Source organism: Nostoc sp. CMAA1605 (genome assembly GCF_021596505.1).
In the GTDB taxonomy this organism is placed as follows: Bacteria; Cyanobacteriota; Cyanobacteriia; order Cyanobacteriales; family Nostocaceae; genus Trichormus.
On record NZ_PJIZ01000005.1, the window covers coordinates 67,648 to 93,187 of the forward strand.

A 25,540-nucleotide genomic window follows, 5' to 3' on the forward strand; every position below is an offset into this window, starting at 1 on the left:
AGCAAGTAAAATGGCATAAATAACGAAATGTTTATAGTAAGGATGTTGGTACTAAAAAAATGGCTAAAGCCGCTTGCTACGAACTCAATTTCCATAATTTTACATTACTTAACATAGTTTGATTTATGACTACTTAATTACTGAAAAAATTCTTAGAGTTAATAAATATTTAAAAAATAGCTACTATGATGGGGTTATTTAAGGGAAGAAATTATGAATACATATCATGCAAGAAAATGGGTGATTCAAAGACTAGAAAATGTTCTTGATGTGGCTAGTAAAGATAACAGTCTTAGTTCAAATATACGAGATCAACTTACATATTTAAGAACTAATGAAGCTTATCAATTAACAAAAATCGCAAATAAATTTAGACAAGAATTGCAAAAAAGTAACTATATTCATCCTGAGTTAGAAAGAGCAATACGACTTTTAGAAATAGATATCCAGCACTACGCTAAGTTTTTAAGTGTTGATACTTTATTTATGTACAATTTTGATCAAGTATGTAATAGTACCTTCGCCAATTTACGAGGGTGATCTGATATCCAAACTCTTATTTCTCTGAAGCTAGGCAAAAATAATCAGTTCTAAAAATACCTTTCAGGTTTCCCGCAAGGTGTTTTTCAGCGTATTTTCCAGAGCATAAGGGTTCTGAGAGTCCAAGCTACTTTGTAAGCTGAAGGTTGATGTATGGGTAATTTTGCCAGTCTTTGCCAAAATTTTTTTAGGCTCTTATTTTAGCAAAGGTATTGATGTAAATAACTGATTTGTCAACATTAATTGAATCAGTCACTTCTTCATAGAAGGGGCTATCATATTCATCAAAAAGCTATTTTCCATAGCTAATACTTGGTAGCCAAATCAGACTACCCAACAAAAATCACTATTTACCCTCCCAGAACTGCACATACAGCACAGGTAAGTCGATACAATAATGCTCTGTACTCCTTGGTGCATTATTTCCATGACTGCCACATCTCCTGCTCCCTTCTCTCCCCAAGAAATCGCTGCTGAAGGTATTAAACCAGAAGAATATACAGAAATTGTCCGCCGCTTAGGTCGTCATCCCAACAAAGCCGAATTGGGAATGTTTGGGGTAATGTGGTCTGAGCATTGTTGCTATAAAAATTCCCGTCCTTTACTCAAACAGTTTCCCACCACTGGCCCCCGCATCTTGGTTGGGCCTGGGGAAAATGCTGGGGTTGTAGATTTGGGTGAGGGACTGCAACTAGCTTTTAAAATTGAGTCTCATAACCACCCCTCAGCAGTTGAACCATTTCAAGGTGCTGCTACTGGAGTTGGTGGGATTCTCAGAGATATTTTTACAATGGGTGCGCGTCCCATTGCTTTGTTAAACTCCCTGCGTTTCGGTTCTCTAGATGACCCCAGAACTCAAAGGCTATTCTCTGGCGTAGTTGCTGGTATTTCCCACTATGGTAACTGTGTTGGTGTTCCCACTGTTGGCGGCGAAGTTTACTTTGACCCTGCTTACTCTGGTAATCCTTTAGTGAACGTCATGGCTCTAGGCTTGATGGAAACGCCGGAAATCGTCAAATCTGGAGCATCTGGTCTGGGAAATCCTGTGTTATACGTCGGTTCGACCACCGGACGCGATGGTATGGGAGGAGCTAGTTTTGCTAGTGCAGAATTAAGTGATGAATCAATTGATGACCGTCCGGCGGTGCAAGTAGGCGACCCCTTTTTAGAAAAGTCACTCATAGAAGCTTGTCTGGAAGCATTTAAAACAGGTGCAGTAGTGGCGGCTCAAGATATGGGTGCTGCGGGTATTACCTGTTCTACTTCCGAGATGGCAGCCAAAGGTGGTGTCGGGATTGAATTAGATTTAGATAAGATTCCGGTGCGGGAATTAGGGATGGTTCCCTATGAATATTTACTTTCTGAGTCCCAAGAACGGATGCTGTTTGTCGCGCATAAAGGACGAGAGCAAGAATTAATTGATATTTTCCATCGTTGGGGACTACAGGCGGTTGTTGCAGGTACAGTAATTGCCGAACCTCTTGTTAGGATTCTCTTTCAGGGTGGAGTCGCCGCCGAAATTCCGGCTGATGCTTTGGCAGAAAATACCCCACTGTATGAGCGTGAGTTATTAGCAGAAGCCCCAGAATACGCCCAAAAAGCTTGGGAATGGTCAGTTGATAGTTTACCAGCTTGCACAACTGCGGGCATAGAAATTCAAGGTAATCTCAAAACTTGGCGTGATATTTTGTTGACTTTGCTAGATACACCTACCATCGCCTCTAAAAATTGGGTGTATCGTCAATATGACCATCAAGTCCAGAATAATACCGTTATTTTCCCTGGTGGTGCAGATGCGGCAGTAGTACGTTTACGACCTTTGGAACGGAAGCAGGGGAGCAGGGTAGCAGGGGAGCAGGGGGGAAGTATTAATGCCCCAAGCGGTGTTGCTGCTACGGTAGATTGTAATCCCCGTTATGTTTACCTTGACCCCTATGAGGGAGCTAAGGCAGTAGTCGCAGAAGCGGCGCGGAATCTTAGCTGTGTGGGTGCAGAACCTTTGGCGGTGACGGATAACCTCAATTTTGGCAGTCCCGAAAAACCGATTGGTTATTGGCAATTAGCTGAAGCTTGTCGGGGTTTGGCGGAAGGTTGTCGAGAATTATCTACCCCGGTGACTGGTGGGAATGTTTCTCTGTACAATGAAACCCTTGATTCTCAAGGTAATCCCCAACCCATTTACCCGACTCCGGTTGTGGGGATGGTGGGACTGATTCCTGATTTAACTAAGATTTGTGGTCAAGGTTGGCAAAATCCAGGTGATGTAATTTATCTCCTTGGTTCATCTCCCCATAATTTAGGCGCGTCGGAATATTTAGCCGCAATTCACAACACCGTTGCAGGTAGACCAGCTAAGGTAGATTTTGACTTAGAACGCCGTGTGCAAGCCACCTGTCGTGAAGGTATCCGTACAGGTTGGATAAATTCAGCCCATGATTGTGCTGAGGGTGGTTTGGTTATCGCTTTAGCAGAATGCTGTCTTGGTGGTAAATTAGGCGCGCAAATTGATTTAGAAGCTAGTCAGTCACAACGTCTCGATGAATTACTTTTTGGTGAAGGTGGGGCAAGAATTATTGTGTCCGTGTCGCCAGCACAACAAGAAAATTGGGAATCATATCTACAGACAAATCTGACTCAGGCATGGCAAAAACTCGGTACAGTCGGTAATGCCGATACAGGTTTAAGTGTTTTAACCACTGATAACCAAACCTTAATTCAAGTTAGTATCGAAGAGATGAATGATCTTTATCAAAATGCGATCGCTAGACGTTTAGTTTACGTCAGAGAATAAGTAAGGCAAAAGGTAAAAGGCAAAAGGCAAAAGGTAAAAATGATCTTTGACCTATTGCCATGCCCAATTCCCAATGCCCAATGCCCAATGCCCAATGCCCAATTTCATCAAATCAATAGCATCTTTGGACACATTTAAGGTAGTGTTTTAATGGATGGTTAAAGATTTATTAAGAGTAGCATCGCTATCCAGTTCATAAGAAATAATCCCAGTGACTTGACACCCCAACCAGGAGCAAAGCTAGCATGATTCCCATCGATTCCGTCACTTTGGATGAATACGCCCAGCATACCGACGACTCAATTAATGATCTGGGAAATCGTCCTGACAAGCCTGAAGAAGCTTGCGGAGTTTTCGGCATCTACGCACCAGGAGAAAATGTTGCCAAACTAACTTATTTTGGATTGTATGCCCTACAACATCGGGGTCAAGAATCAGCTGGCATTGCCACCTTTGATGGGACAACCGTACACCTGCACAAAGATATGGGTTTGGTGTCTCAAGTCTTTAATGAGTCGATTTTAGAAGAATTACCTGGCGGTATTGGGGTTGGTCACACTCGCTATTCCACCACCGGCTCTAGTCGCAAAGTCAACGCTCAACCTGCTGTAGTGGAAACCCGCTTAGGTTCACTAGCTTTAGCACATAACGGTAATTTAGTCAATACTGTACAGTTGCGGGAAGAGTTAGTCAAGAGCAATTTTAACTTAGTGACAACCACTGATTCAGAGATGATTGCCTTTGCGATCGCAGAAGCAGTTAATGCAGGTGCAGACTGGTTAGAAGGAGCGATTCAGGCGTTTCATCGTTGTCACGGTGCGTTTAGTTTAGTCGTAGGTACACCCGTGGGTGTGATGGGTGTGCGTGACCCTAATGGCATTCGTCCTTTAGTTATCGGGACTTTACCAGAAAATCCAGTCCGTTATGTTTTGTCTTCTGAAACCTGCGGTTTAGATATTATCGGTGCAGAATATCTGCGGGATGTCGAACCAGGAGAAGTAGTTTGGATTACCGACGAAGGTTTAGCTTCCTACCACTGGAGTCAAAAACCCCAACCCAAACTATGTATTTTTGAAATGATTTACTTTGCCCGTCCCGATAGCCAAATGCACAATGAAAGCTTGTATAGCTATCGGATGCGTTTAGGACGACAATTGGCAAAAGAATCCTATGTGGACGCAGATATTGTATTTGGAGTTCCCGATTCTGGGATTCCAGCAGCCATTGGCTTTTCCCAAGCCTCTGGTGTCGCCTACGGTGAAGGATTGATCAAAAACCGTTATGTCGGACGCACATTTATTCAGCCTACCCAAACCATGCGGGAATCGGGAATCAAAATGAAGCTCAACCCGCTTAAAGATGTATTGGCAGGTAAAAGAGTAATTATTGTGGATGACTCCATTGTGCGGGGTACAACCAGCCGCAAACTAGTCAAAGCCTTGCGCGAAGCCGGTGCAGCAGAAGTACATATGCGGATCTCCTCCCCTCCAGTCACTCATCCTTGCTTCTACGGTATTGACACCGATACCCAGGATCAATTGATTGCAGCTACCAAATCTGTAGAAGAAATCGCGCAACAGTTAGAAGTAGATAGCCTCGCTTACCTGAGTTGGTCAGGAATGTTAGAAGCTACAGGGGAAGACACCAATAATTTTTGTTCTGCTTGCTTTACTGGAGATTACCCCGTAGCGATTCCTGAACAGGTGAAGCGTTCTAAATTGATTTTGGAGAAAGTCGTAGTTTAAAAACTAGGAACTGGAGACTAAAAAAGTAAGCTGGGAAAACCTAGCTTACTTTTTTAATGTGTTCGTAGTGTTCGCGCAGCGTCTCGTAGAGAGGACTTTAGTCCTCAAATATCTGGGAATTAAACTTCACGGCGGGTATCATGGGAGTAAAAGTGACACTATATACTAAAACTCTCAACGTATCTACCAAAATACACCCATGTTTCAGATATGTTGTCTAAACCCTGACTGTCATAATCCACCTGTCACAGACACCACAAAATTTTGTCCTAACTGTGGTGTTCCTTTGGTGATTCTCAGAAACCGCTATCGTCCTGTGAAATCATTGGGTGGTGGAGGTTTTGGGAAAACGTATTTAGCCGAAGATATTGATAAATTAAATGAAAAGTGCGTTATTAAACAATTTGCGCCGCAAACTCAAAATACCTACGCTTTAAAAAAAGCCAAAGAATTATTTGCACAAGAAGCTATACAACTAAAAGACCTTAAACATCCCCAAATTCCACAACTACAGGCTTATTTTGATGAAGATGATTGTCTATATTTGATTCAGGAATTTATCGACGGGGAGAATTTATTAGAAGAATTAGCAAACCAAGGAATCTTCGACGAGAAAAAAATCCGCGCACTATTACAGGATTTATTACCAGTTCTCAAAGTAATTCATACTCAAAAAATTATTCACCGAGATATTAAACCAGAGAATATCATGCGTCGCCGGAGTGATGGCAAGTTATTCTTGATTGATTTTGGTGCATCAAAGGAAGTGCAGGGAACAATGCGACCAGGGACAAAAATCGGTACTTTTGGTTATGCGTCTCTGGAACAAATGGAAGATAGAGAAGTTTATCCTGCTAGTGATTTATTTAGTTTGGGTGCAAGTTGTTTTCATTTAATGACTAGGGTTTATCCTGGGCATTTGTGGAATAGACAAGGTTACAGTTGGGTAAAAGAATGGCGTAACCATTTACAACAATCTGTGAGTTTAGAGTTAGGAAATATTTTAGACAAATTATTAGAATTAGAATATCAAAATCGTTATCAGTCAGCCGAGGAAGTTTTACAAGCTTTACAAGCACCTCCGCCACCCGCATCACCAAAGCAAAATGTGCAACCGATAATCACGCCAGCATCAACAGTTGTCCCACCAAAAGTTACGCCATCCGCACCGCCAAAGCAAAATCTACAACCGATAGTCACACCAACGCAACCACCTGCTATCCCATCTACAGTAGTTCATCCAGGTCAGCCAGCACCACCAGCAAATAATCCTCCTCATGTCAAACCTCAACTATTTCTATTCAAGTTTTTAGGTTTATTCATAAATAAACTTAAATTCATTCCTAAGCGTAATCTGAAAACCATCATAATTGTAGGTGGATTCATTTTATTAATCGGAACTGAATGGCGTGGAAATTTGTTTTATCACCTATATCCATTTAATCAATTTAGTCAGTTGTTTATAATAACCTTTCTGCGTACTCAATTATTACTGAAAACTACCCTGACTGGTCATTCTGACGGTGTTAGTTCCCTAGCCATTAGCCCTGATGGTCAGACTTTGGTCAGTGGGAGTTGGGACAAGACTATCAAAATTTGGAACTTAGCCACAGGAGAATTGAAATCTACCCTGACTGGTCATTCTCTCGGTGTTAGTTCCCTAGCCATTAGCCCCGATGGTCAGACTTTGGTCAGTGGGAGTGGTGACAAGACTATCAAAATTTGGAACTTAGCCACAGGAGAATTGAAATCTACTCTGACTGGTCATTCTCTCGGTGTTCATTCCATAGCCATCAGCCCCGATGGTCAAACTTTGGTCAGTGGGAGTGGTGACAAGACTATCAAAATTTGGAACTTAGCCACAGGAAAATTGAAAACTACCCTGACTGATAATTCTAACTCAGTTCTTTCCCTAGCCATCAGCCCCGATGGTCAGACTTTGGTCAGTGGGGGTATCAATGGGAGCATTATTGAACCCACTATCAAAATTTGGAACTTAGCCACAGGACGATTGAAATCTACCCTGAGTGGTCCTTACTCGGTTAAGTCGCTAGCCATCATCCCCGATGGTCAGACTTTAATCCCTGTGAGTATTAGCAACACTATCCAAATTAGGAACTTAGACACAGGAAAATTGAAATCTACCCTGACCAAATCTACTAATGATGAGTCTAATTCTATAGTCATCAGCCCAGATGCTCAGACTTTGGTTGTGGCTGATGGTAGGACTATCAAAATATGGAACTTAGCCACAGGAGAATTTAAAACTACCCTCACTGGTCATTCTGAATGGGTTAGTTCCCTAGCTATCAGCCCCGATGGTCAGACTTTGGTCAGTGGGAGTGATGACAAGACTATCAAGATTTGGCGGTTAGAGTAGTGGCGTGACCAGCCTTAAATGTTGCATTAGAAAAAGGTATAAAGCATTGATTTCTCTTAATTTTATCCAACATCTAATGCACTATTTTAGTCTAGACAGTCCAGTAGTTTGAATTCTATATTTTAGCTGTGCTTTAAAAAATCTACTTTCGGCAACAATGGGTCAGTGACAATTCCCACACCTATAAAACCCCAACGTTTGAGCAAACTACTCAACTGTGTACCTGGAAGCGACTCGACAGCAAAGCGGTTTGCAACTTCTGGTGCGTGAGTGTTGAGATAACTTAAAGCATCAAAATTTTCCCGAAAGAGTAATAAATAACCTGATGTTTCTTCACTAGGACGAGCCGTGAGGTAGCGTCCATCAGCTTTAGAGCGCAGTATATAGTAGGCTTCGGAGAGCATGGGGATTGGGGATTGGGGATTGGGACTGGGGATTGGGGATTGGGGATTGGGGATTGGGGATTGGGGATTGGGGATTGGAGATTGGGGATTGGAGATTGGGGATTGGGGATTGGGGATTGGGGATTGGGGACAAGGTAGCAGGGTGAGAAATACTAGTGACTAATGACTAAGAACTATGAATCTAGACGAATGCGAGGATCTGCTACTTTGAGTAATAAGTCTGCCATTAGGTTGCCGATATTGAGCAATACAGCACTCATGACTAGACTCGCCATGACTAAATATTGGTCTTTGGCAATTACGGCTTGCAAGGTTAATCTACCTAAACCTGGCCAGTTAAAGAACTGTTCCGCGATAAATGCGCCACCTAATAAACCAGCTAACTCAAAACCTAACAAAGTAATCAACGGGTTAATGGCGTTACGCAATGCGTGAACATAAATCACGCGATTTTCTGGAAGTCCTTTGGCGCGTGCTGTTTGGATGTAGTCTTGTCGGAGTACGTCTAGTAATTCACCGCGCATGATGCGTTGTAAGCCGGCAAAGCTGGTGATACTCAAGGCTATGGTAGGTAAAATCATGTGCCAGCCTACATCTAAGATTTTACCGAACCAAGATAAATCTGTATGGTTAATGCTCGTCATTCCACCGACTGGAAATAACGGTGTTGTGTATTGGGCGAAGATTAAAAGACACAGCACGGTAATGAAACTGGGAAATCCTTGACCGGTGTAGCTAATCACCTGCAAAATCCGGTCTGCGGCTTTATTTTGTTTGACAGCAGCCACAATCCCTAGAGGAATAGCGATCGCCCATGTGAAAATTAAAGAAGCGATCGCTAAAAGTAAAGTAGCTGGTACTCTCTCCCACAACAGCGATGCAACTGAACGCTGGTATACAAAGCTTGTACCAAAGTCACCCTTAGTGATAATGCGCCACAGCCATAGCCTATATTGTTCTGTCCAGGCTTATCTAAACCAAATTGCTTGATTAATTCTGCTACTCTTTCTGGGGAAATTTTTGGATTTGACCGCAGCGTGTCTACATAATTCCCTGGAGACAATTCATAATGAAAAACGTCAACGCCGACGCTAACAAAATAGTTAACAGCGACTGCAATATCCGTTTCACTACATAAATAAAGGTTTCGCTGGTAATAAATCTGATCAACCAGTTCCAAAACGTATCACCAGAAATGCGTGTAGAAGTCACGTTACCTTGCTCCGAATTTCAAATTAACAATTTCCCCTCAATCAACATGAGAAGTATCTACTAAGTTAGTTTTGGTTCATAAGTTAAACAGAACACTGTGGACTAATGTACGGGCGGGTTTAACCAAAATATCTGTTTTAACGTGAGTCTCTCACAGAACCCGCCCCTACCGACTAATGACTAATATTCAACTAAAGAAATGATTGGCACATCTGGTAAATTTTTGCGTCCTTGTAAATCTCGTAGCTCGATAATAAACCCAAATCCCACTAATTCACAGCCTATTTGCTGGACTAACTGAGCCGTGGCACTAGCTGTTCCTCCAGTGGCAATCAAATCATCTACAATCAGGACTCTGCTACCTGGGTGTAAAGCATCTTGATGCACTTCTAAACAGTCAGTACCGTACTCTAGTTGATATTCCACTGAATGGACTGCTGCTGGCAACTTGCCTTTTTTGCGGACAGGGATAAAACCAGCACCTAATCTATAAGCCAATGGCGTACCAAAAATGAACCCCCGTGACTCCATACCCGCAACATAATCAACCTCAAAACCAGACTCATTGCATTTTTCTGTCAAAAAGTCAATAGTATAGCGCAATCCTTCGCGATCGCGCAGTAAAGTAGTGATATCCCGAAACATAATGCCGGGCTTAGGAAAATCTGGAATGTCGCGAATGAGAGATTTTAGATCCATAGTTGTTGGGGATTGGGGATTGGGGATTGGGGATTGGGACTGGGGACTGGGGATTAGGGACTGGGGATTGGGGTAGAATCTTCTTTGCTCCCCCTGCTCCCTGCCCCCCTGCCTCTTCCCCCCAGTTACCTGAAAAATCGTACACTATAATGTCATACGCTTGGGATGATAGTATCCGTGCTGTTATCCATTGACGATATCGCGAATCTACACCAAGCTGAAGATAGATTAATACTCACAGGACAAAAGAGTAAAATTATGCTTTAAAAACTTAAATTTACGTAAAGTCACTCCAGGAGTAGAAGCACTAAGTAATGTATATATCCATTAGACTTGTTATGGCTACAAGTTTAATCTTGATTATTAGCTGTTGATCTTAAATTAGTTTTACTAGTTTTATCTAGTCTATTAGAACCGCATAAGGTATTTTATAGAATGAATGTCTCAGCAAGCTTAACGCCGTTCAATAGTCCAACCCCCCCATCATTGCCGATGATTTTGGACACTTTACCAGATCCAGCGATCGCCGGACAGGGATGTCCCGCTAGAACTAGGTTGCAAATTGATCTCATCTTATTGGCGATAGAAGCTTTAGAATTAGGTGGTTCTGAAGCTATACTGACTTTTGCTGAAGAGTTGGATTTGAAGGGCATTGTCAAAGATAGGGTAAATTTGTGGCGGATGCGGAGTTCTAACCCCATCAGAAGAGCGCATATCCGCCGCCCTTTAAGCATTATGGAAGCAAAAGCTTTAGTAGTGATTGCCTGTTACATCGCTCGACGGTTAACAGTTGTCATTCGGCAAATGCTGATGATTTGTCAGCAGATGAACGACAAACAAATCCCCCTAGAACAGAATTTGCGCCTATCTAATTATTTGGAAAGATTTAGAGCGCACTTCAAAAGCAGAATGAATGCTCGTCGTTTTGGTGCGTTGGCTGTAAATTCCGATGAAAAATTGAACGACTTAGCGATAAATCTACTAGGACAATTGCTATTTTGTACTGGTACGGCTGGAATGCAGCGTTTCTGGATTAGTCTTTTTGACGGTGAAGTGGAATGAATATTCAACGTAAGTACAGTTTACCTAATTGTACATTGCTTCTAGAGGGATTAAGTGATGCTACACGCGGCGCGCAGTTCCAAGAATTGCGTCCAGAACTGTCAATATTAGTCAATGCAGAATGCTATATCTCCAATCACAATCAACCCCTTGTAGGAGGGAGAGAATTTTTTGAAAGCTTGGTGAGGGCTGTAAGCGGCTATGCTCAAGAATTTTTAAGTAATGTACCCAATCCCCAAGCACATAACCAAGATTCCGAATTGGTGGAATTACAGAAAATTGACGCTAACCGCCACAGGTTGATAGTTCATGCTGAAAACGCGCCAGATGAATTTAATTCTGGTGCGAATCGTCATCAACAACCCATTCAAATTGATTTAAATACGGTGCAGTTGTTTGATTTGGTGGAAGCTGTAGATCAATTTTTTGCAGACACCCAAACTTTACCGGAGTTATCTTTAGAACTGCAACCAGTCACCAGACGTTACGGTGGTGCGAGTCAAGCCATTATCAAACAAGCCGTACCCGCAACTATTGGTGTTTCTAGTTTAGCAGTGGCAGCGATCGCCTTCAGTTTAATTCCTGCCCCAGAAGTTCGTCCACCAGAAACTAAACCACAGGAACAAAGTTCTAATACCTCAACTAATACTCCTACTCAGACTCCCAGCACTACCACTACAACCACACCTATTGCTGAGTCCACACCCACAGCAGCCGCAACTGTCGCTGCAACGCCCGCACCCACAGCAGCCACAACTGTCGCTGCAACTTCTACACCCGCACCCACAGCAGCCACGACTCCACCTGCTATCAAAGATTTAGAAGCACTTTTGAGTAACGTTAATGAAATTACAGATCCCTCCCAACTCAAAGCTTTAAATCGTCAAGTTTGGAATCAAATCGAACCCTCTTGGAAAAGTCGCACAGAAGTTAAACAGGATTTAGTTTATCGTGTGGGAGTCGCGGCGGATGGTTCCATCGTCGGTTACAAAGCCGTCAACAAAGAAGCCAACCAAGGTATAGAATTAACTCCCTTACCCAACCTCATTTATAGTCTGGCGAAACGTCCTCCCATTCCTAATGAACCCATTGCCCAATTTAAGGTTGTTTTTACCAGCAAAGGCATATTAGAGGTTAGTCCTTGGCGGGGATATGCCAGAACACCAGAAGTCATAGGGGCAAAAATCACTGACTCCAACACAATCAAAACTTTAAATAAAACACTTTACGATACAGTCCGGCAAAAATGGAGTGGTACTCCCACCTTCAACAAAGATTTGAAGTATCGTGTTGCTATTAGTAAAGACGGCGTAATTGCTGATTATGAACCTCTAAACCAAGTAGCTTTTGACTATTTTCGGGAAACACCTTTACCCCAAATTATGCAAGCTGTCTACGGCTCTAATTCCACCGCCCCTGATAATAAACAAGCTTTAGCACACTTTCAAGTCATCTTTAAACCTAGTGGTCAATTAGAAGTTACTCCTTGGCAGGGGTATCAATGATTGGGTAATGGGGAATCGGGAATCGGGAATCGGGAGACAAGGTAGATAAGGGAAACTATATTTTTAATGCCCAATGCCCAATGCCCCATGCCCAATTCCCCATGCCCCATTGTCAATTTACCTTGTAATTCTCCGCATATAATTGCCCCATAACTGAGCAGCTTGTGCGCTACTGCCGTTAGTGGGTGAATTGTTGTCGTTACCTAACCACACGCCTGTAACTAGTCGGCGGCTGGGGATAAAACCAATAAACCATAAGTCAACGTTTTTATCGGTTGTACCAGTCTTACCAGCTTCCCCAAGTCCAAGGGCTGCGCTACGTCCAGTCCCTCTTGTTACTACCCCTTGCATTAAATTAGTCATCTCGTCAGCGACAGCAGTGGGTAAAACTCTTTTGTTGGCTTCTCGGTCTTGGTCGAAGGAGTAAATGACACGACAGGTTTTAAAATCATTGCGATCGCGGCAATCACTGCTGTCTAAAATCCTACTAATAGCATGGGGAGGATTCCATACGCCCTGATTGCCAATGGCACCAAATGCGCCAGTCATTTCTAAAACATTGACTACACTTTGACCCAATATCAAACCCGGTACCGGGTCAAGAGATGACTTTACCCCTAAACGCTGTGCCATTGACACCACTTTATCTAAACCCACTTCCCTACCCACTCGCAAAGCAATAGGGTTTTCTGAAAGTGCCAAGCCAGTAGCAATATCTAAACTTATATCTGCTCCTGAACGACAAGGCCGATAAGTAAAGCCTTGCCAAGTTAAAGGAGAACAGGAATATGTCCTAGATGCTGGTATACCTTGGACGAGGGCTTGGGTATAGGCAAAAATTTTAAATGTAGAACCTGGTTGACGTTTCGCTTGTACAGCCCGATTAAACTGACTTTGGCGGTAGTCTGTGCCTCCCACCATAGCCAAAATACCACCAGTTCTAGTATCTAAAGTGACCATTCCCCCTTGAGAAAAGCGAAAGGTTGAACCTGCTGTTCTGACAGAATTTTGCAGAGATGCTTCTGCTTGAGCTTGAATTCTCGGATCTAGCTGAGTTTCAATGATGTAATTTCCTTCCCTGGCTGCACCTTCACCCAGAATGTTTTCTAATTCCACAAATACATAATCATAAAAATAAGGTGCAATGGTCTTAGCTTGCTGCTCACAAACTTTGGGACTGACTTGTACTGTGGATCTTCTGGCGCGGTTAGCCTCTTCTTGGCTAATTTTGCCCATTTCTAGCATCCGTTTAATTACACGGTTGCGATAGTCGGCTGCATCCAGTTTCCTTGGCCCATCTCCACAAAAGTTAAACGCATTGGGAGCTGGTAAAATACCCACTAAAGTCGCGGCTTCTGCTAGATTTAAATCCTTGGCTGATTTATCAAAGTAATATTTAGCAGCATCTTCAAATCCAGAGGTATCCGCCCCTAAAAATACCCGATTTAAATAAGTCAGCAAAATTTCATCTTTGCTGTAAAAGGCTTCTAATTTCAAAGAAACAATGGCTTCTCTGACTTTGCGCCCAATGGAGTCTTGCGCGCCCACATATTCCCGAAATAAACTTCTAGACACCTGCTGGGTGATGGTACTAGCTCCCTGCTGGACATCTCCACTCCGGGTATTAATCAACACAGCCCGTAAAACACCCAAGGGGTCAACCCCGATGTGCCAATAATAGCGGCTATCTTCCGAAGCAATCACCGCCGACGGCAAATAAGGCCCAAAATCTTCTAACCGCTTCATATCTACGTGAGCCACTGTCCTGGGTTCACGTAAAGGGGTACTACCATCACGGGCGTATACTACCACAGGCGCACGGGTCGCTGTGGGTAGAGGACGGACGCGAAATTTTAAAGATTCCACCCCAATTACCAACCCTAGCAAGGCACTCACACCAGCTACACCATAACCAGTCCAAGTTGCGGCTTTGACGTACCACGGTGGCGGATCGACATATTGTAAACGCACTGAGGCCGCTAATTCTGGCGGGCCGAGGGTGAGAATATCGCCATGACGTAGTTCTAAATTATTAACGCGTCGCTTACCGCGATAAATGCCATTCGTCGAGTTTTCATCCTTAATCACAAACACGGGTTTACGGTGTGAAGAATCCCGCGATAAGGACAGATGAATTTGGCTGACAACGGGGTTGCGGATGACTATATCACAGGATTTGGAACTGCGCCCTAGAAGATAGCGATCGCCCAACAATGGATATATCTCTGCCTTATCTGCTCCGGCATCCTGCACCCAGAGTTCTGGTACCTTGGCATTAGGCTTGAGTGCCAATTTAGAAAAGTCAACCCTAGCTTGAATCGTATGTACTGCTTGAGTCAGTTGACCAAGTAACGTTTGTGGCTTTTGGGGAGGTTGGGGAGAGTTCATCGGCTACTTACATCACAGTGAAGAGTGAAGAATCGGGTTAATGGCAGTTTCTCTGATTGGTCTTACACCATTTTACTCATAAGCCAAAACATTAATTGGCTATACGGAATTATTGCCGATTCAATCTTACATCAAGAGATTGTATCTCAAGTAAATTTACTTGATTATTTCGTTACTCATTAATACCAATTAAAATCTTGAATTATCCGGCAAAATGGTTATTTAACCTGATTTTTAGTTATCCAATCGCATCATATATTACTTACCCTTTTTAGTATTTATTACAACTTTGAACCACAAACTAATCTTTGAAGTTCTATTACCCTGCACATCCACATAACATTACAACAAAAGCAAACATCCCCATTTAGGAATATTTTCAAAAAATCTATTGTCTGTTTTAATGGTGCGAGTGTTCCGTTTCCGTTAAGGTTAAGTTCAGAATTATGGGAAAATCTCTGACCCTGATTGGTACAGCCCTGACTTTGGCAATCACAGCTAACATGGCTTTGGCTCAATCTAGTAAATCCCCTATTGCTCAATCTAGTAGCTCATCTACAAGTTCACCAACGGAAATCAAATTGTCCCCAGAAGGATTTAAAATTCTGTGTGAACGTTTTCCACTCAACTCTCGTTGTGCAGGTAATCAGTCTACTACACCTACCGCACCCAGCGCGCCTGGTAGCACTGAAGTAGAAACCCAACCCAGCGAAAGCACCACTCCCGCACCAGGAAATACCACAGCACCAGAATCTACTACTCCTGGAAGCACAACAGCACCAGAATCTACTACTCCTGAAAGCACCACTCCCGCACCAGGAAATACCACAGCACCAGAATCTACTACTCCTGAAAGCACCACTCCCGCACCAGGAAATATCACAACACCAGAATCTACTACTCCTGAAAGCACCACTCCCGCACCAGGAAATATCACAGCACCAGAATCTACCACTCCTGAAAGCACCACTCCCGCACCAGGAAATATCACAGCACCAGAATCTACTACTCCTGGAAGCACCACTCCCGCACCGGAAAGTGCATCTCCAAACCAACTTCCCGGCTCTGATTTACCTTCAACTCCTGCTACTGGAAAGTAAAAGTGCTGCGACTCTGTTAAGGAATCAATTTTCTGTAGAGAAGGTGATTTCTCACCTCTCTCTTCCTGAAACAACCAAGTATCTGAAATTAAGACTTTTTAAGGAACAAGTTTTTCCAGCTTGTTCCTTTTTTTTCATGAATTGACAACTCTGTTAATGCACTCTGCGATTGGAACTAGGTGTTTTTTGCAGGGAAGCAATTAATAAACAAACAATACCTATACTAATAAATGAATCTGCCACGTTAAATATAGCAAAATTAATCAGTCGAAAATCAAAAAAATCAACTACATAGCCTAAAGCAAATCGATCAATACCATTACCTATGGCACCACCTAAGATAAAGCCATATCCTATCTGCTCCCAACGATTTAAAACTGGCCCAAACAAAGCCCATGCTATTAACACTAAACTGACTACTAAGGATAGCCAGCGTAATAAATCTATTTGTCCGCTTAGTATGCTAAAGGCTGCACCAGGATTTTCTGCGTAGGTCAAATGAAAGATACCTTGTAAGAGTGGTAGGGTGTGTCTATCGTAGGTCAAGCCGGTTTTCGGATTAGTGACAGTTTCCAACGGCCAAGACGCAACTACTTCTACCACCCAGTATTTTGTTAATTGGTCTAAAATGACGATGACAAAAGCAAGACTTAGAAAAAGAGGATTTTTGAAACGCATGAAACTAGGGGGTAGAGGATCAGGACTAAGAATTGGAGCGCAGGTACTAAAAAATACTAGCTTCTAACCCTACAACTAATAAAACATTAAGTGTCGCAACACATATGCTACTACGGTGACTGCACAAACTATAGCTAGCTGACTAGGTATAGCAAACCAAGAATAATTGAGAATAGTTTGTGTTAATAGAGGATTATCCAAACCTTGCCCTTGAAAAGCATGACTAACAATTAAATAAATAATTCCACACAGATGGATTGTTAACAAGCCGCAAATACAGCTAAATGTTAGCGTTTCTAACTTCGGCCTGGTTTGAAAAGCCACAAAGCCACAAATCCATGCACCAGGAATAAATCCTAATAAGTAGCCAAATTGAGATAATCTAACGTAGCCAACACCGCCGCCATCAACAAATACAGGGTGTAGAGCTAACCCCATTACTAAATAAGCAATTTGTGACAGCGCGCCAGCATTTTGTCCTCCCAGGCAGCCTATTAATAGCACCGCACCAATTTGATAAGAGACACCTAAAGAAACAGTTTTAATTCCATGTTGACTCCAACTCCAGGGTAAGCTGATACTGTGGGCTTCGAGAAAAGTACCACCTATTGTCAAGAGTAAGCCAATCATAGACCAGAGCAATTGATTGGAAGCGGCAAACATTGATTATGAGGCCAAAGGAAAACTAACAGCAACCAGTATAGGCATTAATCTATGTAACTGGGACTCTTGCTGATACCCTCAAGTAGTGGAGATTTGCATTTCTAGTTTGTGGTAACAGTTCATTTTTTTGCATTTTGATTTAATTGTTGCCTTATGGGATTGCCTTAGATATTGTGGTAAAATAATTGACAGTATTGTTGGTGTTTATGCGTGCTAACTAGGCGATCGCTCACATCTCCAAGAGTTTTATAAACTAGATTTCGTGCCATAATTACGAGGTCTTACCTAAGCTTTCTAACTTCTCTTGGCATTACAATTATTTTGTAAGTGAAAATGAAAAATTTTTCAGTATAAATACAGATTTATTTTTGCTTCATGTAAAAATAAATCTAGTGGTCAAGAGTGGTTTTTCTGGTGATAACTTCTTCATTGACTAAGGCTTCTGAATAGAAATTAATAGATTTTTGTGAATACACATTATAGATTGTGAAATGTTCGGTGAACAACAAATAATGATTAATGGGTATAAAATTTATCTAGTTAGTTTCCTAAATAAGTCAGTATCCTAATCTAAAAAAAATATATTCTTTCTTTTTTGTTAACCTTTCCTTAACTTTAAATACCACTCATAGGAGGTAGTTTAGAAACGCCTATGTGGAAATTCACTCACAATTGACAATCTATGCTTTCACGTCTACAGACAAAAAAAATTAACCGTGTTCCGGTCTTAATCTCCGTATTAGCACTAGCAGCAGGTTTAGCTGCTTGTGGTGGACAGCAAGCAGCAGACAATGGTAATACTACTAATGATGCTTCCTCTGGTACCACTAAGGATGCTACAGCTTCTAATCCTGCAAAATTAGATTTAGGTGGTAATGTCTCTTTGACAGGAGCAGGTGCATCTTTTCCTGCACCTTTATATCAAAGTTGGTTCACAGACGTAAACAAAAAGTATCCTAATTTGCAAATCAACTACCAGTCAGTAGGTAGCGGTGCTGGTGTCGAGCAATTTACCAAAGGGACTGTAGACTTTGGAGCCAGCGACGTGGCAATGAAGGATGAAGAAATCCAAAAAGTGCCAGCAGATAAAGGTGTAATACTACTACCCATGACAGCAGGTAGTATTGTTTTAGCTTACAACTTGCCTGATGTTGGCGAACTCAAATTACCACGGGCTGTTTATGTTGACATCCTACTGGGTAACATTAAAAAATGGAACGACCCCAAAATAGCAGCTGCCAACCCAGAAGCCAAGTTACCTGACCAACCGATTACAGTAATTTATCGCTCTGATGGTAGCGGTACTACAGGTGTATTTACCAAACACCTCAGTGCTATTAGTCCAGACTGGAAAAGCAAAGTAGGCGATGGTAAAACCGTTAATTGGCCTACTGGGGTGGGTGCTAAAGGTAATGAAGGTGTAACCGCACAAATTCAGCAAACACAAGGTTCGATTGGTTATGTTGAATACGGCTACGCTAAACAAAATAACTTAAAGTTTGCTGCTTTAGAAAACAAAGGTGGAAAATTCGTAGTTCCGACTGAAGATTCAGCCGCTAAAACCTTAGAGTCTGTAACTCTACCAGAAAACTTAAGAGCTTTTATTACTGATCCTGAAGGTGCTGACTCTTATCCTGTAGTCACATATTCATGGATTATGGTTTACAAGAAATATCCTGACGCAGCTAAGGCTAAAGCCATCGAAGCCATGATTGAGTATGGCTTAACTGAAGGACAAAAAGTAGCTGCTGAATTAGGATATGTGCCTTTACCTCAAAACGTCGTTCAAAAAGTTGCTACTGCTGCTGACCAAATCAGCCCAGATTATAAAATTGCTGTTGGTAGCAGTACAAGTGCTAGCAAATAGTGATTTGTCTGGAACTATTACGAACAGGTAACAGAGTTGATTGTGCATGAATGGATTGATGCCGTGTTGTACTAGTTAATCTCATTTCATGTGTCGCGTTGTGGGTTGATGAACGCATAAAAACTTAATCATTCTGGGTTCTTATGGTTTTGAACACGGCAGCGACAATCACTTAGTAATCTGGTTGCTTCTCACATTTATCTCTGATTTAATTTTTACAGTCAGTCGTCATGGCTACAAATTCTCAGAATCTGCCGGCAGCTATTAAAAATCGCTCCGATGTAGAGCGATCATTAGACCGAGGTTTTATTTGGCTGACTCGAATTTTTGCGATCGCGATCGCAGGTACTCTATTATGGATTACCCTCCAGGTCATGGTTGATGCTTGGCCAGCCATCCAAAAGTTTGGTCTTGGCTTCCTTGCCCAAAGCACCTGGAACCCTGTCAATGAAACCTACGGGGTGCTACCTCAAATCTATGGAACCCTCGTCAGTGCTTTTATTGGGTTACTATTAGCCGTACCTATCGGTGTAGGTACGGCTGTACTATTAAGTGAAGACTTTCTGCCAGGTAAAGTACGCACCGTCTTAGTGTTTCTGGTAGAATTACTAGCAGCTATTCCCAGTGTAGTGTACGGTGTCTGGGGAATTTTTGTACTAGTACCAATTTTAACTAACTTGGGGAAATGGCTAAATGGCAGTTTTGGCTGGTTGCCCATTTTCAGCACCCCCCCTACTGGGCCAGGAATGTTACCTGCGGGCGTGATTCTCGCCATCATGACCTTACCGATCATCACAGCTATTTCTCGTGATGCACTCATTTCCGTACCGCCCAGTTTAAGACAAGCCTCTTTAGGACTAGGCGCGACACGGTGGGAAACAATTCTTCAAGTTCTCATTCCCTCAGCATTCTCTGGTATTGTCAGTGCTGTGATGTTGGCACTTGGTCGAGCAATGGGAGAAACAATGGCTGTGACTATGTTGATTGGTAATTCTAACAATGTCAACATCTCATTGTTAGCACCAGCCAATACCATTTCATCCCTACTAGCTAACCAATTTGCCGAAGCCAATGGTTTACAAGTTGCGGCTTTGATGTATGCAGCTTTAGTGTTATTTGTTTTGACCCTTGTGGTCAATATTTTAGCTGAATTTGTCGTGCTGCGAGTCAAACGCATATAGCTTTGTTGTGGATGAATATTTATGACTGCTCATTTTCCTGAAAGGGCTTTAACTCGCGTTACCACATCTCCCCGCACCATGTTTAACACCGCGATGACGGGAGTAGCATTTGCTTGTGGGTTATTGGCACTATTGCCTTTATTTGCGGTACTGTCCTATGTCTTAATTCAAGGTTTTAGCAGCCTCAATTTCCGTATCTTTACAGAACTACCGCCAGCCCCTTTAAGGGGACAAGGTGGTTTTGGTAACGCTATTTTGGGAACGCTATTAATGGTAGGTATCGGTGCATCAATTAGTATTCCTGTAGGTGTAATTGCTGCCATCTATTTAACAGAATTTAGTTCTGGTAAACTGGCTAGATGGATACGTTTTGCTACCAACGTATTAAGCGGAGTTCCTTCCATTATTGCGGGGGTATTTGCTTATGGGGTTGTGGTTTTAACCTTAGTAAAATTCAATCTCGGCTCATATTCAGCACTGGGTGGGGGGTTTGCACTCTCAATATTGATGCTACCCATTATTGTGAGAACCACCGATGAAGCCTTGCAGCTAGTATCGCAAGATTTACGCCAAGCTTCAGTAGGTTTAGGGGCTACTAATTTTCAGACTGTCATACAAGTTGTCTTACCTGCGGCCTTACCAGCCATTGTTACAGGAACTACATTAGCGATCGCCCGTGCAGCCGGAGAAACTGCACCTTTATTGTTTACCGCCTTATTTTCATCATTTTGGCCAGATAGCTTATTTAAACCGACAGCATCCCTGGCTGTTTTGGTGTTTAACTTCGCTATTTCTCCCTATAAGAACTGGCAAGCCTTAGCTTGGGCTGCTTCTTTGATTTTGGTCTTGATGGTGTTAGTCACTAGTATCATCGCTCGTTGGGCAACCCGCCAGAAAGCTTAGAGACAAATTTTTTCTAGCTTTGGCAAGATTGCTTTGCTTTCTTTTTAACGCACACCAAAACAATATATGGCTACTAACATTAGCACAGTGAATAGTACAGAGACCGTTTTAAAAACGGAGAACTTGAATGTCTACTATGGTAAATTTCTGGCTTTACAGAATATTTGGTTAGACATTCCCAAAAATAAAGTTACAGCTTTCATTGGCCCTTCTGGTTGCGGTAAAAGTACCTTACTGCGATGCTATAACCGTCTCAATGACCTAATTGAATCATTCCGCGCAGAAGGGAAGATTTTCTATTATGACAAAAACTTATACGCACCCGATATCGACCCCGTAGAAGTACGTCGTCGCATTGGGATGGTGTTTCAAAGACCAAACCCATTCCCCAAATCAATTTATGACAACATTGCTTTTGGAGCTAAAATCAACGGCTACAAAGGTAATATGGATGAGTTGGTAGAAAGAAGCTTACGCCAAGCCGCCTTATGGGATGAAGTCAAAGATAAACTCAGACAAAGTGGCTCATCTTTATCTGGTGGACAACAGCAAAGATTATGTATTGCACGAGCGGTAGCAGTGCAACCCGAAATCATCCTGATGGATGAACCTTGTTCAGCGTTAGACCCCATCTCTACCCTGCGGGTAGAAGAACTGATTCATGAATTGAAAGAGCAATATACTATTGTGATTGTGACTCACAATATGCAGCAAGCTGCACGAGTCTCCGACATGACAGCCTTTTTCAACGTCCGTTCCACAGAAACCGGAGGTCGTATCGGCTACTTAGTAGAATATGATGCCACAGAAGTCATTTTCAACAATCCCAAGCAAGAAGACACTAGAGATTACGTCAGTGGTAGATTCGGTTAAGTATCATCAATAAATATTGCGACAGATGGGGGATGCTTTATTTGCATCCCATATTTTTTGGTTATTAGTTAATAGTCATTAGTCATTAGTCATTAGGGAACGGGGAGAAGTAGACAAGGTTAACGAGGTAGATGAGGTAGATTTTAATCCAATCTCCAATGCCCAATGCCCAATGCCCAATGCCCAATGCCCAATGCCCAATCCCCAATCCCCAACCCCTATTCCCGACTCCCAACGCCCTTTTTCCAGCCAGCATCCTCTAGAGATGGGTACTGTGAACTAGATATTTGTGTAGTGATATTTGGCGGAGTGTTTTGAGGTTCTCCAAACACAATGATGGAACAAGTGATTTGTCTGGCTAGTTGAGTTGTCAAATCGCTAATGGCTAATCCGCCAGGATTAGTGTGATTACGAATAAAGGGTAAAACTACCAAGTCATATAATCTTGTTGCTTGCAAAATTGCTTGGGCTGTATTCTCATGGGCAAGAATTTGAATTTCTGGTGGATTGGCTGTAGATAATTTCCCTACCAACTGGGAAAGGTGCGATCGCCTAGCGGCGATTTTACTAGAACTGGTGCGGCGATCGCATACATTTAAAACCGTTACCTGGGCTTGATTCGCTTCTGCTAGCATCTGGGCAAATTGCACTGGCTGTAGTGATGGGGTGATGAGATTTTCTAAAGGGACTAAAATCCGTTGAATTTTTTGGGGCGAATCTACTAGGCGTGTAACTGCTACCGGACAATGAGCTGCCCATAATACACCATCAATGACATTGCCGAATAGTCGCGCTCTTAAGCCAGTGCGTTTACCCCAACCCATGACAATTAAATCAGCTTTTTGCTCACGGGCGGCTCGGCTAATTCCTGACGCAAAAGCATCATCTATTCTCAATAATGGCTCTGCTTCTATCCCAAAGGCTTGACTGTGATAAATAGCCTTGGTTAACAAACGCTCACTTCTCTGTACCGATAATTCTAACTGTGGTGCATCCATCTGAGATGCAGCCGGTGCGATCGCTAGTGGAATAATCTTACCCTTTGTCTGACGTGCTAATAAAGCCGCCATTTCCACTAAATGCTGCTGAGTGTGGGGATTATAAATTGGTACAACTATCGTAAAAGTCTGTGTGCGCGGTGCTTCTGACTGTTGCTGTGGTAAATCGGTGGTGGCTGTAGTTGTGATTGCTTGCGGAGTTAAGGTGACAGCTGTGCGGCTAGTAATCAATGGCCCCAAAATTGATGTAACTAACATCAAAATGATAAAGCTACTCAATAACTCCGGTGATAATAGTCCGGCTCGATAGCCTACAAAAGTTGCGGCTAAAGTTGTACCGACTTGCGGTATTGAGAGTGACCACATTGTCAGCATTTCTTGCCAGCTATAGCGATAAATGAATTTTGCTAACCAAGCAGCAATAAATTTACTGGCAATCAAACTGATCAAAATTAAAGAAGTTAACCTAAAAATTAAAAGATTGTTGAATAAAGTTGGTAAATCAATCAATAAACCCAAGTTCACAAAGAAAATGGGGATAAATAAAACACTACCAATAAATACTATTTTTTCTTTAACTGGCCCTTCGCCGACGACATCATTGACGGCTAAACCTGCTAGAAACGCACCAAAAATCTTTTCTACTCCAATTAGTTGCGCTCCCATCACAGCTAAAAATAGAGTCAGCACTACAAATAAAAACTTATTCCCTTCATCATCTCCTGAGCGGCGAAAAAATTCTTTGCCTAGCCAGTCTAAACCCACCACAATCACAACAGAGTAAATAATTAATTCCCCCAGTAAGGCAAGTAGTGTAGTTAAGCTAAAAATCTTGATCTGAGATATCGCCACGCATCCCACCAAGACTATCAGCGCGCCTATATCAGTAAAAGCCGTAGCTGCAATTGTAGTTGTGACAGCTTCATTACTAACTACTCCCAAACGACTCAGCAAAGGATAAGCTAAAAGAGTATGGGAAGCAAATAATGAGCCTAATAATATAGAATGCTGCAAATTGAGATGAAAAATTCTGCCAACTAAAATTCCTAGTAAAAACGATATACCAAAACTCAAGCAGGCAAAACCTAAAGCACGTTGTTTTTGTCGTCGCCACTGCGCGATTTCCACCTCCAAACCTGCGACAAACATTAAATAAACTAGACCAATGTCTGCTAGCAAGTTGATGATGCTTGATTTGTTCTGAAATAGATCCCAGCCTGATGGGCCAAGCACTAATCCAGATAAAACCAAGCCAACTAATCCAGGTAATTTCAGCCGTTCAAATAAAATAGGTACAACTAAAATAACTACCAGCAAAATAGCAAAGGGAACAATTGGTTCTTGTCCCAGAACTTGGGTAGTTGGTTCTAGTGCAAGAACTTGTAATATTCGTTCCATAGGTTAGGAGTTGCAGGAGCGATGGTGAAGCTATGATTCTATGATTCCTTTTAATAATTTTCTGCAATCGTCTATCGCCTTCGGGAGAATTCACAATTTAGAACACCCTCTGGTGTTTCTAACTTACACCTAAGTATCTGGAAAGCCACTCTTAAAAATTAACAATTATCTGGGAATTAACTATTTATGGGTGAATCTGGCTCAAAATAAATCGTAGGCGATCGTAGTCGTCTTTGAGGAGGACACTAAGAGTGCGTCCAGCCTTAATCAGCCATTCCCTGTCAGCTTTGCGTAATTGGTAAACTTCCCGAATCGCCGCCGCAGTTAACGCTTCTACCGGCGCGCCGTTAATGGCTAGCAGTGTCCGCAAAAAATCTAACTCTTCGGTAAATTTAACTATTAAATCTGGTTCACACCGATAAACAGCTTGATGAATTTGGGGGGGACGTGGTGGTAAATATTGATAAACTCTTTGGTTAGCACCTGTAATTGTTAATGGTGGGGCAAAACCGACGATCGCCGCCCGAAATTCAGTTTTGAGCATGGCAAAAATTTGCGGCTGTTCCTCGCGTAATTCTTGCAATGATAACCCCAAAGCCACGGCTCGGTGTACAGAATCAACGGGCATTGTAGTAGCATAATATACTACTGCAAAAACTTGATTACCCGATTCCTCATCTACAGCTAGCACCCAACTACCAAAAGGCGGCATAGATGGAAAGCTTAAATCTTCCGGTTCTAGACACTGTGCCAAAAATTCAGTAGAGGTAGTTTCGATCACCTCCGCAATGTGGTTAGGGTGGCGATCGCTCGTATTAAACTGTGGTAGAGGAAGACGCATGAGAGTGCTGAGTGCTGTTAGCGGTAGCGCGGCGTTTAGCCGGTGATGAGTGATAAGTCAATAGTCACTATTCTTTTACTAATGACTATTGACTATGGACTAATGACTAAGACTTATTTTCCTTTTTTCTTGCCAGTAGCGATTTCTACAGGTTCTAGTTCCGATAGGCGAAAGGTAATGATTTTATCCCAGTTTCCGCCTTCAAACAACACAGCTACTTTGCCATCACTGACGCGTTGTACTAGTCCTTCATAGCGATAGTAAGTATCTGCGGGATTCTTAACACGAACAGTTGCTCCAGGTAGAATCATG

The 25,540-nt window shown here is 42.4% G+C and carries 20 protein-coding genes and 1 pseudogene; 12 read left to right on the forward strand and 9 right to left on the reverse strand.

All coding sequences use genetic code 11. The features are described 5' to 3' along the window. Positions 1–213: 213 nt before the first annotated feature. The 4 genes from CV014_RS03265 to CV014_RS03280 all read left to right on the forward strand — a co-directional run bounded on the left by CV014_RS03265 (position 214) and on the right by CV014_RS03280 (position 7,456). On the forward strand, positions 214–540 hold the full coding sequence (locus CV014_RS03265) for a hypothetical protein (protein ID WP_236140712.1): 327 nt from the start codon (positions 214–216) through the stop codon (positions 538–540). A gap of 427 nt (positions 541–967) precedes the next feature. Continuing rightward, a complete protein-coding gene (gene purL, locus CV014_RS03270; protein WP_236140713.1) occupies positions 968–3,331 on the forward strand; it encodes a phosphoribosylformylglycinamidine synthase subunit PurL in 2,364 nt (787 codons plus the stop codon). A gap of 245 nt (positions 3,332–3,576) precedes the next feature. Beyond that, a complete protein-coding gene (gene purF, locus CV014_RS03275) occupies positions 3,577–5,076 on the forward strand; it encodes an amidophosphoribosyltransferase (protein WP_236140714.1) in 1,500 nt (499 codons plus the stop codon). Positions 5,077–5,275: 199 nt separating this feature from the next. Continuing rightward, the gene (locus CV014_RS03280) at positions 5,276–7,456 is read left to right on the forward strand and encodes a serine/threonine-protein kinase (RefSeq protein ID WP_236140715.1); all 2,181 of its coding nucleotides are present in this window, start codon (positions 5,276–5,278) and stop codon (positions 7,454–7,456) included. 122 nt (positions 7,457–7,578) lie between these two features. Here the strand turns inward: CV014_RS03280 and CV014_RS03285 are convergent, their stop codons facing one another. Further along, positions 7,579–7,860 (reverse strand): hypothetical protein, encoded by a 282-nt coding sequence (locus CV014_RS03285; RefSeq protein ID WP_236140716.1) that lies wholly within the window; start codon positions 7,858–7,860, stop codon positions 7,579–7,581. Between CV014_RS03285 and CV014_RS03290 the strand changes: the two genes are divergently transcribed. Next, positions 7,859–8,023 (forward strand): hypothetical protein, encoded by a 165-nt coding sequence (locus CV014_RS03290; protein WP_236140717.1) that lies wholly within the window; start codon positions 7,859–7,861, stop codon positions 8,021–8,023. The genes CV014_RS03285 and CV014_RS03290 overlap by 2 nt on opposite strands. A gap of 10 nt (positions 8,024–8,033) precedes the next feature. Here the strand turns inward: CV014_RS03290 and CV014_RS03295 are convergent. Both CV014_RS03295 and CV014_RS03300 read right to left on the reverse strand, forming a co-directional pair. Next, positions 8,034–9,072: pseudogene (locus CV014_RS03295) on the reverse strand (ABC transporter permease). Positions 9,073–9,252: 180 nt separating this feature from the next. Beyond that, a complete protein-coding gene (locus tag CV014_RS03300; RefSeq protein ID WP_236140718.1) occupies positions 9,253–9,771 on the reverse strand; it encodes an adenine phosphoribosyltransferase in 519 nt (172 codons plus the stop codon). 435 nt (positions 9,772–10,206) lie between these two features. Here CV014_RS03300 and CV014_RS03305 point away from each other — a divergent pair, with 435 nt between their 5' ends. Both CV014_RS03305 and CV014_RS03310 read left to right on the forward strand, forming a co-directional pair. Next, a complete protein-coding gene (locus CV014_RS03305; RefSeq protein WP_236140719.1) occupies positions 10,207–10,833 on the forward strand; it encodes a DUF3038 domain-containing protein in 627 nt (208 codons plus the stop codon). Further along, positions 10,830–12,338 carry a DUF4335 domain-containing protein gene (locus CV014_RS03310; RefSeq protein ID WP_236140720.1) on the forward strand — a complete coding sequence of 503 codons (1,509 nt, stop codon included), beginning with the start codon at positions 10,830–10,832 and terminating at the stop codon, positions 12,336–12,338. Before CV014_RS03305 ends, CV014_RS03310 begins: the two co-directional genes overlap by 4 nt. A 117-nt stretch (positions 12,339–12,455) precedes the next feature. Here CV014_RS03310 and CV014_RS03315 read toward each other — a convergent pair whose 3' ends face one another. Then, positions 12,456–14,726, reverse strand: a complete 2,271-nt coding sequence (locus CV014_RS03315; protein WP_236140721.1) for a transglycosylase domain-containing protein — start codon at positions 14,724–14,726, stop codon at positions 12,456–12,458. Positions 14,727–15,172: 446 nt separating this feature from the next. Here CV014_RS03315 and CV014_RS03320 point away from each other — a divergent pair, with 446 nt between their 5' ends. Then, positions 15,173–15,826: a hypothetical protein gene (locus CV014_RS03320; protein WP_268964469.1), complete on the forward strand. Its 654-nt coding sequence runs from the start codon at positions 15,173–15,175 to the stop codon at positions 15,824–15,826. A gap of 153 nt (positions 15,827–15,979) precedes the next feature. On the opposite strand, the gene lspA is transcribed toward CV014_RS03320, so the two are convergent. Together lspA and CV014_RS03330 are read right to left on the reverse strand one after the other, a co-directional pair. Further along, positions 15,980–16,504: a signal peptidase II gene (gene lspA / locus CV014_RS03325; RefSeq protein WP_236140722.1), complete on the reverse strand. Its 525-nt coding sequence runs from the start codon at positions 16,502–16,504 to the stop codon at positions 15,980–15,982. A gap of 75 nt (positions 16,505–16,579) precedes the next feature. Then, entirely contained in the window at positions 16,580–17,167 is a 588-nt protein-coding gene (locus tag CV014_RS03330) for a biotin transporter BioY (RefSeq protein ID WP_236140723.1), read from the reverse strand. Positions 17,168–17,849: 682 nt separating this feature from the next. On the opposite strand from CV014_RS03330, the gene pstS reads away from it, so the two are divergent. The 4 genes from pstS (at position 17,850) to pstB (ending at position 21,991) form a co-directional block, all read left to right on the forward strand. Then, a complete protein-coding gene (gene pstS / locus CV014_RS03335; protein ID WP_236140724.1) occupies positions 17,850–19,034 on the forward strand; it encodes a phosphate ABC transporter substrate-binding protein PstS in 1,185 nt (394 codons plus the stop codon). A 230-nt stretch (positions 19,035–19,264) separates the two neighbouring features. Continuing rightward, positions 19,265–20,215, forward strand: coding sequence for a phosphate ABC transporter permease subunit PstC (pstC, locus tag CV014_RS03340; protein WP_236140725.1), 951 nt, complete (start codon positions 19,265–19,267; stop codon positions 20,213–20,215). Positions 20,216–20,236: 21 nt separating this feature from the next. Continuing rightward, positions 20,237–21,118: a phosphate ABC transporter permease PstA gene (gene pstA / locus CV014_RS03345; protein ID WP_236140726.1), complete on the forward strand. Its 882-nt coding sequence runs from the start codon at positions 20,237–20,239 to the stop codon at positions 21,116–21,118. 66 nt (positions 21,119–21,184) lie between these two features. Continuing rightward, positions 21,185–21,991: a phosphate ABC transporter ATP-binding protein PstB gene (gene pstB / locus CV014_RS03350; RefSeq protein WP_103140162.1), complete on the forward strand. Its 807-nt coding sequence runs from the start codon at positions 21,185–21,187 to the stop codon at positions 21,989–21,991. A 218-nt stretch (positions 21,992–22,209) separates the two neighbouring features. On the opposite strand, the gene CV014_RS03355 is transcribed toward pstB, so the two are convergent. From CV014_RS03355 to CV014_RS03365, 3 genes are all read right to left on the reverse strand, one after another. Beyond that, positions 22,210–24,387 (reverse strand): cation:proton antiporter domain-containing protein, encoded by a 2,178-nt coding sequence (locus CV014_RS03355; RefSeq protein WP_236140727.1) that lies wholly within the window; start codon positions 24,385–24,387, stop codon positions 22,210–22,212. Positions 24,388–24,571: 184 nt separating this feature from the next. After that, positions 24,572–25,228: an HAS-barrel domain-containing protein gene (locus CV014_RS03360; RefSeq protein WP_236140728.1), complete on the reverse strand. Its 657-nt coding sequence runs from the start codon at positions 25,226–25,228 to the stop codon at positions 24,572–24,574. Positions 25,229–25,341: 113 nt separating this feature from the next. After that, positions 25,342–25,539: an NAD(P)H dehydrogenase subunit NdhS gene (locus CV014_RS03365; protein WP_103139333.1), complete on the reverse strand. Its 198-nt coding sequence runs from the start codon at positions 25,537–25,539 to the stop codon at positions 25,342–25,344. Position 25,540: the final 1 nt, after the last annotated feature.

Excerpts from the sequence above, each read along its gene's own strand:
- CV014_RS03280 (WP_236140715.1), top strand. The coding sequence starts at position 5,276 with ATGTTTCAGATATGTTGTCTAAACCCTGACTGTCATAATCCACCTGTC.
- CV014_RS03310 (WP_236140720.1), top strand. The coding sequence starts at position 10,830 with ATGAATATTCAACGTAAGTACAGTTTACCTAATTGTACATTGCTTCTA.
- CV014_RS03290 (WP_236140717.1), top strand. The coding sequence starts at position 7,859 with ATGGGGATTGGGGATTGGGGATTGGGACTGGGGATTGGGGATTGGGGA.
- CV014_RS03330 (WP_236140723.1), bottom strand. The coding sequence starts at position 17,167 with ATGTTTGCCGCTTCCAATCAATTGCTCTGGTCTATGATTGGCTTACTC.
- pstC (WP_236140725.1), top strand. The coding sequence starts at position 19,265 with ATGGCTACAAATTCTCAGAATCTGCCGGCAGCTATTAAAAATCGCTCC.
- CV014_RS03360 (WP_236140728.1), bottom strand. The coding sequence starts at position 25,228 with ATGCGTCTTCCTCTACCACAGTTTAATACGAGCGATCGCCACCCTAAC.
- pstB (WP_103140162.1), top strand. The coding sequence starts at position 21,185 with ATGGCTACTAACATTAGCACAGTGAATAGTACAGAGACCGTTTTAAAA.
- CV014_RS03300 (WP_236140718.1), bottom strand. The coding sequence starts at position 9,771 with ATGGATCTAAAATCTCTCATTCGCGACATTCCAGATTTTCCTAAGCCC.
- CV014_RS03315 (WP_236140721.1), bottom strand. The coding sequence starts at position 14,726 with ATGAACTCTCCCCAACCTCCCCAAAAGCCACAAACGTTACTTGGTCAA.
- CV014_RS03365 (WP_103139333.1), bottom strand. The coding sequence starts at position 25,539 with ATGATTCTACCTGGAGCAACTGTTCGTGTTAAGAATCCCGCAGATACT.
- pstS (WP_236140724.1), top strand. The coding sequence starts at position 17,850 with ATGCTTTCACGTCTACAGACAAAAAAAATTAACCGTGTTCCGGTCTTA.
- lspA (WP_236140722.1), bottom strand. The coding sequence starts at position 16,504 with ATGCGTTTCAAAAATCCTCTTTTTCTAAGTCTTGCTTTTGTCATCGTC.
- pstA (WP_236140726.1), top strand. The coding sequence starts at position 20,237 with ATGACTGCTCATTTTCCTGAAAGGGCTTTAACTCGCGTTACCACATCT.
- CV014_RS03305 (WP_236140719.1), top strand. The coding sequence starts at position 10,207 with ATGAATGTCTCAGCAAGCTTAACGCCGTTCAATAGTCCAACCCCCCCA.
- CV014_RS03285 (WP_236140716.1), bottom strand. The coding sequence starts at position 7,860 with ATGCTCTCCGAAGCCTACTATATACTGCGCTCTAAAGCTGATGGACGC.
- purF (WP_236140714.1), top strand. The coding sequence starts at position 3,577 with ATGATTCCCATCGATTCCGTCACTTTGGATGAATACGCCCAGCATACC.
- CV014_RS03355 (WP_236140727.1), bottom strand. The coding sequence starts at position 24,387 with ATGGAACGAATATTACAAGTTCTTGCACTAGAACCAACTACCCAAGTT.
- CV014_RS03265 (WP_236140712.1), top strand. The coding sequence starts at position 214 with ATGAATACATATCATGCAAGAAAATGGGTGATTCAAAGACTAGAAAAT.
- purL (WP_236140713.1), top strand. The coding sequence starts at position 968 with ATGACTGCCACATCTCCTGCTCCCTTCTCTCCCCAAGAAATCGCTGCT.
- CV014_RS03320 (WP_268964469.1), top strand. The coding sequence starts at position 15,173 with ATGGGAAAATCTCTGACCCTGATTGGTACAGCCCTGACTTTGGCAATC.